Annotated in this window: 10 protein-coding genes; 2 read left to right on the top strand and 8 right to left on the bottom strand. The window is 48.6% G+C overall.

Annotated elements, in window-relative coordinates:
• Positions 1–117 precede the first annotated feature (117 nt).
• The gene (locus V8F51_RS11965; protein ID WP_337100458.1) at positions 118–1002 is read left to right on the top strand and encodes a TetR/AcrR family transcriptional regulator; all 885 of its coding nucleotides are present in this window, start codon (positions 118–120) and stop codon (positions 1000–1002) included.
• 54 nt (positions 1003–1056) lie between these two features.
• On the opposite strand, the gene V8F51_RS11970 is transcribed toward V8F51_RS11965, so the two are convergent.
• The 3 genes from V8F51_RS11970 to V8F51_RS11980 all read right to left on the bottom strand — a co-directional run bounded on the left by V8F51_RS11970 (position 1057) and on the right by V8F51_RS11980 (position 7853).
• Positions 1057–1665 carry a DUF1349 domain-containing protein gene (locus V8F51_RS11970; protein WP_337100459.1) on the bottom strand — a complete coding sequence of 203 codons (609 nt, stop codon included), beginning with the start codon at positions 1663–1665 and terminating at the stop codon, positions 1057–1059.
• A gap of 154 nt (positions 1666–1819) precedes the next feature.
• Positions 1820–5932, bottom strand: coding sequence for an S-layer homology domain-containing protein (locus V8F51_RS11975; protein WP_337100460.1), 4113 nt, complete (start codon positions 5930–5932; stop codon positions 1820–1822).
• 151 nt (positions 5933–6083) lie between these two features.
• Positions 6084–7853 (bottom strand): family 43 glycosylhydrolase, encoded by a 1770-nt coding sequence (locus V8F51_RS11980; protein ID WP_337100542.1) that lies wholly within the window; start codon positions 7851–7853, stop codon positions 6084–6086.
• Between V8F51_RS11980 and V8F51_RS11985 the strand changes: the two genes are divergently transcribed.
• Entirely contained in the window at positions 7765–7947 is a 183-nt protein-coding gene (locus V8F51_RS11985) for a hypothetical protein (protein WP_337100544.1), read from the top strand. The two genes, V8F51_RS11980 and V8F51_RS11985, sit on opposite strands and share 89 nt — an antisense overlap.
• A gap of 278 nt (positions 7948–8225) precedes the next feature.
• Here V8F51_RS11985 and V8F51_RS11990 read toward each other — a convergent pair whose 3' ends face one another.
• The 5 genes from V8F51_RS11990 to trpB form a co-directional block, all read right to left on the bottom strand.
• A complete protein-coding gene (locus tag V8F51_RS11990) occupies positions 8226–9029 on the bottom strand; it encodes an ABC transporter permease (protein WP_337100461.1) in 804 nt (267 codons plus the stop codon).
• A 1-nt stretch (position 9030) separates the two neighbouring features.
• Positions 9031–9840, bottom strand: a complete 810-nt coding sequence (locus V8F51_RS11995; RefSeq protein ID WP_337100462.1) for an ABC transporter permease — start codon at positions 9838–9840, stop codon at positions 9031–9033.
• Positions 9837–10859: an ABC transporter ATP-binding protein gene (locus tag V8F51_RS12000; protein WP_337100463.1), complete on the bottom strand. Its 1023-nt coding sequence runs from the start codon at positions 10857–10859 to the stop codon at positions 9837–9839. The genes V8F51_RS11995 and V8F51_RS12000 overlap by 4 nt, the downstream gene beginning before the upstream one ends.
• A 210-nt stretch (positions 10860–11069) precedes the next feature.
• Positions 11070–11855 carry a Cof-type HAD-IIB family hydrolase gene (locus V8F51_RS12005; RefSeq protein WP_337100464.1) on the bottom strand — a complete coding sequence of 262 codons (786 nt, stop codon included), beginning with the start codon at positions 11853–11855 and terminating at the stop codon, positions 11070–11072.
• A gap of 126 nt (positions 11856–11981) precedes the next feature.
• Positions 11982–13142: a tryptophan synthase subunit beta gene (trpB, locus tag V8F51_RS12010; RefSeq protein ID WP_337100465.1), complete on the bottom strand. Its 1161-nt coding sequence runs from the start codon at positions 13140–13142 to the stop codon at positions 11982–11984.
• Positions 13143–13251 lie beyond the last annotated feature (109 nt).

Below are 13251 nucleotides of genomic sequence, written 5' to 3' on the forward strand. Positions count from 1 at the left end.
TATAGGCATAAAATAAAACTCATGAGTTCAATATAGAACTATATAGTTTCGTTGTCAACGATATAACGTTGACCTCATTCGAATCCCATGTCAATATAGGGTGGGGTGATTGTCTACATGACGGATCTAAAGAAAGCGAAGGTTCTCGACGCGGCTATGGATTTGTTCCGAAATAAGGGGTACAGCGCAACTTCGATGCAAGATATCGCTGAAGCGTGCGGGATGGCCAAAGCCAGCATCTATAAAATTTTCACATCCAAAGAAGCTCTGTTCACAGCGACTTTCGTCGCCTGCCATCAGACGTTGCTCGAGCAGGCCGCTGAACTTGACCGCTCCGGAATGCCGCTTGGCGTATCTCCTAAGGAGAAGCTCAGCCGTTTGATCGAATTTTATCTATACTACATCCTTGAGAATCACTTGTTCATGATCGAATTCAACGAGTCTCCCATTACGGAGAACGACATTTACATAGAGGCAGAGAAGAAGATCAATAACGCCCTGCTGACCTGGCGGAAGGAAATGCTGATTGAAGCCTTCGGCGAGCAGCTTGAACCGCAAGTGTGGGATGCCGTCATGATCTTCCGAGGCATTCTCCGCGAATATGCGAAAGGCGTCTTGCAGAAAGTCATCTCGGTGCCGATCCCCGAGCTTGCCGACTTTATCGTCGATCGCATGGAAGCCATCGTACAGGATATGATCCGCACGGCGCCGCAGCCGATAATCGGGGAATGGATCGTTGAGCCCCATCTCATGAACCGTAACGACGAATCGGCGCGAAAAGGAACGGTAGCCGAATTTCTTAAGGCGATGGAGGAGCGGATTCAGACCCTTCCCCTGCCGTCAGCCTCCCTCAAGGAGTTAAGTGAAGTTGTCGGTCTTCTGCGCGCGGAAGTGCAGGCGGAGCAACCCAACCTCACCTTGCTCCGGGTTCTGAAGGCGCATCTAGAGGCGGTTCCGGAGCTGCGCTCGTATTTGCGGCAGCTTAAGCTGCTGATGACTTAATCCATTGAAAAAGCCGTGACCTTCGAATAAGAAGGAGCACGGCTTTCGTTTTTTTCATTCAACGGTGCGGATATCTCCCGAACCGGCCTCTCCAATTGTGAGCTGCTCGAATCTAGCATGGGATCCTTCGCTGATCGGCGCTTGAGCAACGACGCCTACCTTCATTTCCTCGGGGCAATCCATTCCGAAATATCTGACCAGCTTCCAATGCTCCCCGTCCAACGAATAATGGAAGGCAAAGCAGTTCCCGGAACGCGCCGCTCTCAAATAGGGCTGCCTTGCCTCTACCGGGCCGGACACGCAGTCGTCCGATGTGTTTCTAGTGACAACGCTTAGGATGGAGGGCTGATTCTCAAAAAACTCGAAACATAATTTCGCCCAATTACGGTCATCGGCCATCATCATGAGGCAACCGGAATCGTATTGCTGCTTCATCTCCACGCTAACGCGCGTTACGATGCTGAAGTCGCCTTTTAGCCAAGTGTACAGATATGGCGCGGACGCTTTGTTCGTTTCTCCCGATGGATCGATAAAGAAGTCTGCCATTGCGGGCGCAGCCACCGATAAGCTACGATCCTCCTGAAACGTCCAATTGACCGGTTCGTTTATCCAATGCAAACGGGACGATAAGGATTGATTGTAACAGCCTTCAAATAAATTCATCGTATTCGCTCCTAGTAAGTGGGTATATGATTTCGAACCATTCAAATATACTACAAAATTTCTAGGATTTGCACATTATGCCAAACTGAATGACGTCAAAACAAAGAAAGCCAGCTCATCCGCACAGGCCGCGGATAAGCAAGCTTTCTTAATGTTATAGAGAGAGCAGCTTCGCAATAACCGTTGCCGCCTCGGCGCGGGTCAATGAGCTTTGAGGATTAAACTTCCCGTTTCCTCCGCCCCGAACTAATCCAAGCCGCTCTACATTCGCAATCGCTTCGATTGCCCAGCTTTGCGCGTCATTCATATCGGTAAAGCTTGCGGTTGAGGTATTTTCCGTGTTTTTGCCATTCATGTATGCATACGCCCGATTTAGTATGACTGCCATCTCTTGACGGCTAATCTGCGCACGCGGATTAAATTGCTCATTATTTTGTCCGTATATGATGCCTTTCTCGGCGGCAGCGATGACGGCTTCCGCATACCAGGCATCGTCGTCCACATCACTGAAATGCCCTTCTCCGGTTGCGGAGAGCTGCAAAGCCCTAGCGATAATTGCCGTAAACTCCGCACGAGTAATCGATGTATTGGGCGCGAACCGCTCGGCATCTACTCCGGCAACCAAATTTGCAGCGGACAACATTTGAATATAATCGTACGCCCAATGATTGCTTTTCATATCAGAATAATTCGTCACTACTTCAATGGCCACGTAGGTGTGGCCGGCCAGTAATGCAAGACGATTCGCATAAAGAGCGACATTCGCTTGGACTAACGTCAGCTTGCCGTCGCTGCCTCTTTCATAGAGATTCGTATATGCAGACATTCCATCGGCTTGCACGCCAAGCGTATAAGATAACGCGGCCGTTGCAGCGCTTGAAGTTGCTCGAACCGTGAATGCTTTGCTTGCTGCGCTGGCCGACTTTTTCGAGCTTTGGATTTGCTCCACATAGGCTTGCTGCTCGGCTGGCGTTGCATACTCCACTGTGATTTCAACCGACTTCGCGTCGCTGTTGTCCGACAACAGCCTGTTCAGCTCTTGTCCGCTTATGACGATGTTCGGTTGATTGGGCACGGTGATGACGATTTCTCCGTTCTCCAATTGTTTGATCAAGGAGGCCAGTTCGGTCGGAATTTGAATCGTACCGCCATCGCTGTTTAGATCAATGACCAATCTTCCAGATTGGATCGCTGCCGTTACTTCCTTATCCGAAATAACCTTATCCGCGGTTGGCGTCGGCTCCGGGGTCGGTTCCGGCGACGGCTCGTCGATTGGATCCGGCACCGAAGGCCCGCCGCTCTTCGGCTTCGTGATCGAGAACTCGTCGATCAAATCACCTTCGCTCGTGCGCGCTTCGACGCGAATCTCGTTCTGCGTAATTTTGATAGCGGAATATACGGGAACATCCTCGTCGAATATGTGATTTAAATAGTCGTACTTAATGCCGTCGTAGAATTTCCAGCCAGCGGCGCCGCCATCTAGATAGACAGTGCCCTTATTCGTGCTTTTGTTAGGCTTTCCGTCTTGCATCGGATAAGTGCGCGCGTACACATGATCGTGTCCTACGAGAACCAAATCGACTTTCATCTTCTCTAAGATAGGCGCGAAATACGTTTGCGTGTACTCAACAAGAGTGTCACGGCCTTCCTCCGTATGGTAGGCAGGACGGTGAAACATAGCGATCGTCCATTTTTTGTCGTTTTCATCCAGATCCTCTTGCAGCCAGGCAGCCTGATCCATCATTTGCTCTTCCGTGCCTTCCGAGTTCAGAACGACAAAGTGCGTATCGTCGATATCGTACGCATAAGCATATTGCATTTGGGACTCAGGCCCGTTCTCGGGGAAATTGGCGCCTTTGGTAAACACGTCCTTCCCTTCGCTCTTCACGTCATGATTCCCGAGCGCTAGCGCGGACGGATACGTTGTGGCATAGATCGAAGAAGCTTTCCAGAACTGAATCCATTCTTCGAGGGCTCCGCCTACGTCCACCATATCTCCGCCGTGCATGACAAATTGCGTAGACGGATATTGCGCGAACGCGTTAGTCATGAGCTCTTGATAGATTTCCAATCCGTCATCTTCTTTCGTATGCGAATCCGTAACGTACAAGAAAGAGGTCGGCGTAGCTTTGTTTTGATCAAGCGTGGAATAGGCATACCATGCCGACCAATGGCCGTCATAGCCCACGCGATATTTGTAAGCCGTGTTTGCCTTCAAGCCTTCTACCCGTACATTATGGAAGCGAATCTCGCCCTTGGTGCCCTTCTCCTTCATGCTAAGCACCTGAAGCTCGCTCTCGGATTGCTGCTGCTTTACATAAGAGGCATTAGGTTCTTCTTCCGTCCCCCAATCGCTCGCAGCGATGTACTGAATGAAATTGTCTTTAGTTGCGGAATTCGTTTGCCATGCCGCGCTCAGCTGCGTGGACATGTCTTCCGCGACATACGTTTGAACGAATTCTGGGGCGTTCGTGCCGTATTGCTCGACGACCTCATAGTCGACAACCTTACTGTTCTGATCGCCGAAGACGGCTTGAACCTGATAGGTTCCAAGCGCAAGTGTCGTTAAATCCGAAGTCAGTTGTCCATCGGCATCCGTCTGGCCCAAGCTGCCGCCCAGCGATTGGCTGCCGACATCGGCTTCAGCGATGTAACCCGTTGTTTGGCCATCGGCAAAAATAACCTCGAACCAACCGTCATCGGCTTCTCCCGACGCATAGTAACGTTGACCGGCCGTTGCAACCATCAGCACATCGGATGAAGCATCATCATCCTCGTATACATTAGTTGTTGCGGCATTAATCGTTACGACCGAGCTTTGCTTCAATAAGCCCGTAAAGTAAATATCGACACCTTCATACGGATGATGATTACGGTCTGTAACCGTGAACGTCGTGGTAGTCCCTATTCCAACTCCCGTCATCTCCAGATGGAACGGAAAAGCAATCGTGTAGCGGATAGGCGCGGCGAGCGGCGAACTCGTTTGAACTCCGCCCGATGCCAGCTCCGAACCGCTCATCGTTATGGATTTGTAAGCCTCGCCTCGCGCCAGCACAGCCTCGGAGTTAACTCTGAAGTTGACTGTCGCGATATCGCCGGCAACTGCCGCAGATAGCCCGTCAAGGTTTACTTGGACGATTCCGTTCTCGTTATCGATATCCGACGTTTGGGTAACGCCGTCCGCCTCGTCAATACTTTCAACTTGCAGCGTATTCGGATCGTAATTTAATTCGAACTGCGCCGTCTCTGCATTGGCGAAATCTTTAATATTCACTTTGACTGCATAGATTTCATTGCTAACCGCCTCTTCGGCAGCTTTCATGAATAGACGTTCGCCAGCATTCATCGTGAAGGCATAGGTTTTCTCTGCCGGATTGCCGTTATTATCTTTCACCTGAATAGCAAGAACATGATACCCGCCGTCAATACGTTCGCCTGGGTAAGTTAATAAATGGGAATCGGAAGCATACTGCACGTCGGCCGTAATATCCGTCCCATCCAAATAAACGGACAACGTATCCATATTAAGGCCTGATTCCGTGTCCGTCATCTCAACCTTTAATTGATCCAAAGGAGCTGTCAATTCGGCATTTTCAACTGGAGCAATCGGTTTAATGACCGGTACGTCATGATCCTCATCGACTTCCTCATAAATAAATCGAATATCGTCCACCCATATGGATCCTTTGTTTTTCTTACTCATATCCGATTGCTTCAATTGGAAAAACAATTCCAGAACGATCGGACCCGTTTTCCCTTGCGGAACGGCAGCCTCGATATATTTCCATCCCGTCCAATTGACGCCGTTCGTATCCGCATCATAGAATTCGGACTGGAAGGAAGAGCCGCTTCCCCCTCGCTCTCTGAATTTCGTCGTTAACAAATGTCCTTCGTTATTGCCGTAAACCCACATCCCTACTTTGATAGGATAGCCCGTTACCGGCATATAGCTTTGATAACCTACCTCGATTTGGGACGGATTGTCTACGATCCCGATCATGTCATAATCGATTCTGGCAGAGTATTGTCCATTCCTTACGTACTTCGCGTTGTCTTCCAGGTGCAGCGTAGCTTCATACATACGTTTAGGATTGAATTTAACGTCGGAAATGCCATCCTCAAAATCTTCAACGATAACGGATGCGGTGCCATCTGCGGCTTGGACATACGGATTCGGCCCGAATCCCGACAGTAGTTCTACTCCTAGCAACGTTAATACAAACGCGATTATTAACGTTTTGCGCGATTCTTTTGTAATAATATTCATGTTTTCATCCTCTCTGATCACAGATTCATCGTGTCATTAAGGATTTTAACAATGCATTGTAATGTGAATTCACATAAATTGTTAAGAAATTTTATTATTCTAAGAAAACAGAAAGACGGCCGACTCATTAATGAGTGGACCGTCCTTGGCTTTACGGGGTCGACGAGACAATGATGCGAGTTACGTTGGCTCCTCCCAGACCGCCGCTCACCCGAATCACGTTACCCGAGCCTGCATTCAAATCAATGACACGGCTGACCTGTCCGGTATACGTGCTCCAGCCTCCCGTTCCAGGCAGCGTGAGCGAATAGCCATTCCCGGTAGGGTCTCCGCTGGCGATCACTCTAAAGGTCGTCTGAGTGTCCGCCGAACCGTAGATGACCGTAAGCGTCGACTGCCCTCCCGCCCCGCCGTTTACGCCCGTCACCTCGAAGTAGGAACCGGGTATGTGCATATTTTCAATGGTGCCGCCCGATTTAACCGCTCCTCCGCCGACGGACACATTGGCTCCGCTCATCGGATATTCCGTTGGCTGGGCAGATTGCGGAATCAACGATACAATTACGCGGGACACGTTCGCTCCCCCCATGCCGCCGCTGAGCCGAACTATATTATTAGCGCCCGCATTTAGATCAATCAAACGATTGGTCCGACCCGTGTAGCTGCCCCAGCCACCAGTGCCGGGAAGGGAAAGGAAATATCCGTCTCCAGCCGTATCGCCGCTGGCGTCTACCTTGAAGGCTGAGCCGCCGTCAGCGGAAGCGTACAGCACAGTAAGAAGCGCCTTGCCCCCAGTACCGCCGTTAATACCATTCAACTGGATATAAGAACCTGACGTATGCATGTTTTCAATTTTATCGCCCGATCGGGTTGCTCCCCCTCCAAAGGCTACGTTGCTGCTATTCATGGCATATTCCGTTTTCTGAGTATATTCAGCGAAGCTCTCGTTAATCAAATCGTAGTACTTGATCTCCGTAGCATGCGAACGCGGCCCGACGGCTGGGACGCCCGCGGTCGTCTGAATAACCTTCTGGATCGTGCCATCGGAATTGAAATACAATCGGTCCACGGCGACGGAACGCAGCGTACCGTTAGAGGAAATTTGGGCATTATGGTAGAACAAATACCAGTTCCCCTTATACTCCACGACAGAGCCATGGGACGTTTCGCTGCTTACCGGATCTAGAAGGATACCGCGATTCACCCAAGGTCCAAGCGGATTGCTGCTGGTCGCGTAACGCATCCGGTTGCCGCCTGCGTTATTGTCGGAATAGGTTAAGTAATACGTGCTTCCCCGCTTGAACACCCAAGTAGCCTCGTGAAAGTCGTCCAATTCCGTGAACTGCTTAACAGGACCGTCGATCGACGTCATGTTGGCAGCAAGCTTCATGCCGTAGCTTGTTCCACCGCCTCCGGCATAAAGGTAATAGGTGCCGTCGTCGTCACGGAACACGTTAGGATCTATTAAGTTACTGCCCGGAAGCCCCTGTATATAGCCTTGAACCTCGAAGTCCGCGGCAGGCTTGTCGCTTGTCGCCACGCCGATTTTCCAAGAATTGTTCCAGTTCGTGTCGCTTGGATGAGGGAAATAGAAATAATACGTTCCATTCTTGTAAGCCGCGTCAGGAGCCCACATAAAGCCTCCCTCCGGTCGTCCCCACGGCACATCGTCCGCTCGCAGAATCTCTCCTTCGTCCACCCAGTCCACCATATTATCCGACGAGAAGACGTGATACTTATCCATCAAGTCGCTGCCCCTGGAAGGAAATATATCGTGTGAGGCATATACATAAATACGTCCGTCATTCCATACGCGCGCAGAAGGATCGGCAGTGAAGATGCTAGTGAAAATTGGATTACCAGAGCTGATGACTGGATCTGCGGCAGAAGAAGAGGATGCTAATCCGAAAAAGATAGACAAAAGCATAGTACCTGACAAAAACAGGCTCAAAACCTTTTTTTTCATTATTATTGTTGCCTCCCCATTACATGAATTCCGAGCAATACGCCGGTAAACGCTTTCAAAACCGTGCCATCAGACTGCTGAATAAGCAGATAGTGAAGATGTTTCCATTATCACCCCTCAATAATCGCAATGGTAAAATTGTAAATATAAGGACCATTAATAGCTTAACGTATAGGTAACCTCTAATATAGTGAGGCATTATTAAACTTTTCCCTATCATTCTTAGCTGCCTAGCATATATTTTGGATTACATAAAAAAAACACACCGCCATGGATATTCGCTCCACATGACGATGTGTTCGCTTGTTTACTCAACCATTTTGAAAATTAGCTCCCCGTACCCTGATATTTATTCAGTCCCGCATTCCAGACCCGGTAAGCAACGAAGAACAGAAGAAGGCCGACGATTGGAGTGGCGTAGGGCAGCCACGGCGCAAACAGCGAGCCTCCCTCCTTGCCTAGGATCAGATGCGACGGATAATAATTAACGAATCCGTATGGGATAATAAACGTCAATATAATCCGCAGAAACTTGCCGTAGATCGATATCGGATAATCGGCAAAACCCCGAATTCCGAATATAACGACATTCATAATCGATCGGGCGCGAACGATCCAGAAGCACATCGAGCCGGTTATGACGATGAACGAAGCCTGAACGAGCACCGCTCCTAGCAACATAAACACAAAGCTAACGTAGGTGCCGAAGCCGGGATGAATATCCAGTCGACTGAAGCAGAACCCCAGCATGATGATCGCGATAACAATGTCGCCGAGAAAGAAGTGGCCGAAGCTGCGAATAATCATATGGATGAACGGGTTAATCGGCTTGACGAGCAAGCTGTCGAATGAGCCTTTGTGCACATCTTCTTCGACATCATTCATCTGGAAAAAGAAAAATACAGCCGCCACCGCATAAGTAAGCATATTAAGCGTGTAAATCAGCATGACCTCATACATATTCCAGCCGTTAATCGTCTGAAAGCGGCTCATTAGCGCCCATATGACCATATAACTGACGACATGAGTGAGGGCAAAGCCGACAAAATCCATATAAAAGCCAAAACCATGCTCGGTTTTGCTTTTGAAATAAATCGGAATAAACCGCGCGTAAAGCTTCAAGTATCTCATCTTAGCCTCCCTGAACGACTAGCCGGCGAACAGCTCTCGACCACATCCATTTTTGCAACAGCAGAAACCCGGCTATCCAAGCTAGTTGCTGGACAACGATTGCAAGCAGCTCCTGCCAGCCCGTGACTTTTCCCAAAAAGACAGAAATCGGCTCAAAATAGATGAGGCGAAATGGTAAAAAGTACGAGACCTGCACCAGCGAGTCCGAGAAAAACCAAATCGGAATAAACGCTCCGGAAAATAGCCGGATCAGCCCGTTCAGCACCGTATTGACTTGCCAGACAAGAATATACCAGAAGGCAATTAATCCGATCGTATACGTAATTAAGAAATTAAGAATCAAGCCATTGATGACAAGAAGAAGGAAAGCAAGGCCATTTGCCAGCGAGGGAAGTTGTACATGGAAGAATAGCAAGCTGACCGTTATTAACGGGATTAATTCAAACAGCATTCGGTACATATTCGTGCCGAAAGCCTGGCAGAAGATAACGGATCGGAAGCTCATCGGCTTAATGAGATCCATCGCAATCTCGCCCGAGGACACTTTCGAGCTTACTCTGAAGATGACGTCATTCGTAGCGAATACCGAAATGACCGAGCTGATGACCACATACGTGATCATCTCTTGTATGGAAATCGTACCGGCTTGCGAGGTCAAATGGTTCGAATCGCTAAACAAGGCGTGCCAAATATACACCTGCACGAATATTTTCAACAGCTGACCGAACAGGAACAGCAGTACCTCGGCCCGAAAAGCGAGCAGTGACCGGAAGGCGTTCAGCGTCATTTCCCGATAGAGTGCGACCCTCATACGTTCACTTCCTGCTGCTGGCGTTCTTCCTGACTAAAGCCGGCATAAAGTTTACGAATAATTTCCTCGATCTCCGTTTCCTTAACCTTGAAATCACGAACGGAATAGCGATCCATAATCCATTTCATAACCGCAGAGGAGTTCATATTATTCTTGTCGTAGACGAGTTGGCTGCGAGCGTCTTCCGTTCTACTGAACGAAATCCCCATGCGCAGAAGCGCATCGTCCATCATAAATTCCTCTTCCGTATCCAGCTCCATCGTCTCCATGTTGCCGTAATCGTTTTTCAGCGTATGCAGATTGCCGTCATACATAAGCTTGCCGTGATCGACAACCATAACGCGGCTGCATAACTTCTCGATGTCTGACATGTCATGCGTCGTCAGAATGACCGTCGTTCCTCTTTCCCTATTAATCTCGCGAATGAATTCGCGGATTCTCTCTTTCACGACGACATCGAGCCCGATCGTTGGTTCGTCAAGATATACGATATCAGGATCATGCAGCAGCGCCGCGCATAGATCCGCTCGCATCCGTTGGCCGAGACTTAACGATCGGACGGCGACGTTTTTGAATTCGTCCAATCCAAGAATGTCGCCGAAAAGCGCCATATTCTGAACAAAACGATCCTCCGGAATATCATACATATATTTCGTCAGCCGGAGCGACTCGATGACTGGCGTGTCCCACCATAGCTGGCTTTTCTGGCCGAATACGGCACCGATTTTCCGCGCATTCTCGATGCGATTCTCGAAAGGCACAAGTCCGTTCACACGCACATCGCCGCTAGTTGGCACGAGAATGCCTACCATCATTTTGATCGTAGTCGATTTCCCCGCTCCATTGGGCCCGATATAACCGACAATCTCACCCCGATCGATCGTAAAAGAAATATCCTCAACCGCAACTTTTTGCTCGTATTCCCGATACACGAGACTTTTCATTAACGGCCAAAAGCCGTCCTCCCTCTTCTGCCTTTTGAATTCCTTTCGCAAATTTTCTACATGAATCAGCGGCATGGCTGACCCTCCCTCACACCGTATTCAACTATTATAGAAGCTGGAAAAAGATATATGTATATGGAAATATAGTCTTTCGCAGGGTTGCTTTGACTTCTATGTCACAGAAACAAAAGAGTACATCGCTCATTAAGCGATGTACTCTTTGTCTACTGATGGTTTAATTACTTCCTATTTGTCGGTTTTCTATGCAGAGCGAACTTTGCGCAACTATATAAAACGTTCTAATACTTGAGCAACTCCGTCGTTGTCGTTTGTATCCGTTATTTCTTTGGCCATTTCTTTCAGTTCTGGAATAGCATTTTGCATGGCGACCGGGTATCCGGACATCCTGAACATTTCAATATCGTTATAATCATCACCAAAGACCATAATTTCAGACGGTTTGATTCCATAATGTTTGCACAGCTTTAATATTCCTGTTTCTTTGGACACTCCTTTATTCATCACTTGAATAAGTTTTCCGCCATCTGTCACAACGATTTTGGTTTGGTCTCCGAATACGTTCTGAAGCGGCCTAACATCATCGATTCCTGTCATTAATATTTTTGTGGGTTCTAATTGTTGCAATTGTTCCATCATCAAGATTTGCGGCTGATATTTGAGATTATACAGGGTACTATCGTTTATCTCCGTGTTAGCAAACCATTGATCCATTACCTCAACACTTACATTACATTGCGGGTACTCCCTATTACAGTATTCTAATATATCGGCAGAAAGGTCTTGCTGAAGCGAAATATGTTCTTCGATGCCTTCTCTCAGGTCCGTTACGTAAGCTCCGTTATAAAATACAAAAGAAACGAGTTCTAGTATTTCATCCGGTAAAAATGTACGCACTGAACGAGGAGGCCTTGCAGTTGCAATAATCATTTTCTTCCCTTTTTTATAACAATTGATAATTGCATCTGCATTTCTTTGTGAAACTTCTTTAGTAGAATGAAGTAAGGTGCCATCTAAGTCGAGAACAATAGCCAAAGGTATAATCAGATTCAACTCTCCTCCGCGTTATTCTTAGTTCCGGAACTACATATATCGTAAGGTCTCGTGTAGGGCTGGAGTCAAGCATAAAAATACACCGCCACGGCACGAAGTCCAATGGCGGTGTATTTAATGGTGTTACTATTTAATCATTTGGAATACTTGCTCAACGTCCTTATCTCCGCGACCGGACAGATTGATGATTAGAATCTGATCCTGATTCATCGTAGGCGCGAGCTTCTTGGCGTATGCAACCGCGTGCGCGCTCTCTAAAGCCGGAATAATCCCTTCCGTGCGGGATAGTTCCTGGAACGCTTTCAGCACTTCGTCGTTGGTAACGGTGGCATATTCTGCTCGTCCCGTCACCTTCAAGTGGCTATGCTCCGGACCAATGCCAGGGTAATCGAGTCCCGCGGCAATCGAATACGTTTTCCGCGGCTCGCCTTCCTCGTCCAGCAGCACCAAACACTTGAAGCCGTGAATCATGCCGGGAACGCCCTCGGTCAAAGTTGGCGCTTGATCGGGCTCTACCCCGATCAGGCGGACGCTTGGCTCGTCGATATAGTGGGCGAATGCGCCGATCGCATTGCTGCCTCCGCCTGCGCAGGCCACGACCGCATCTGGCAAACGGCCTTCCTTCTCCAAAATCTGTTGCTTCGACTCTTCGCTGATGACCGCTTGAAAATGTTTGACCATTGTCGGAAACGGATGCGGGCCAACCGCGGAACCTAGCAAATAAAACGTATTTTTATAATTGCGAACGAGATCGCCCAGTGCTTCATCCACCGCGTCCTTCAGTCGTCCTTGACCTTTATCAACCGGTACGACAGTAGCGCCAAGCAGTTCCATCCGGAACACGTTAAGCGCTTGGCGGCGCGTATCTTCGGCTCCCATGTAGATGACGCATTCCATATTAAACATGGCGCAAGCCGTTGCCGTTGCGACTCCATGCTGTCCAGCGCCGGTCTCGGCAATAATCCGCTTGGCACCCATCCGCTTGGCGAGCAGAATCTGACCGATAGCGTTATTGATTTTATGAGCTCCGGTATGATTCAGATCCTCGCGCTTTAAGTAGATCTTCGGTCCGCCCCAAGCCTTGGACAGCCGCTCCGCATACGTCAGCGGACTCTTGCGGCCAACATATTCGCGCAAATAATAGCTGAGCTCTTCATTGAATTCCGGGTCTTCTTTGAACTTATTAAATTGCTCGCTTAAATAGTTAAGCACTTCCTGCAATTCCGGTGGGACGAAGCTGCCCCCGAATTCTCCGAAGTATCCTTCTTGCTGAACTTGTTGTTCCATAAGTAAGCGCCTCCATAAATAGAAATAGTAATCTATCGAAACTATATTACCATAAATTTCTGCCTCTCACTGATATTGTTCTTAGAGCTGGACAAAATCTCTAATGCGC

Origin of the sequence: Paenibacillus sp. YIM B09110, assembly GCF_037167145.1 — a bacterium.
Classification (GTDB): Bacteria; Bacillota; Bacilli; order Paenibacillales; family Paenibacillaceae; genus Pristimantibacillus.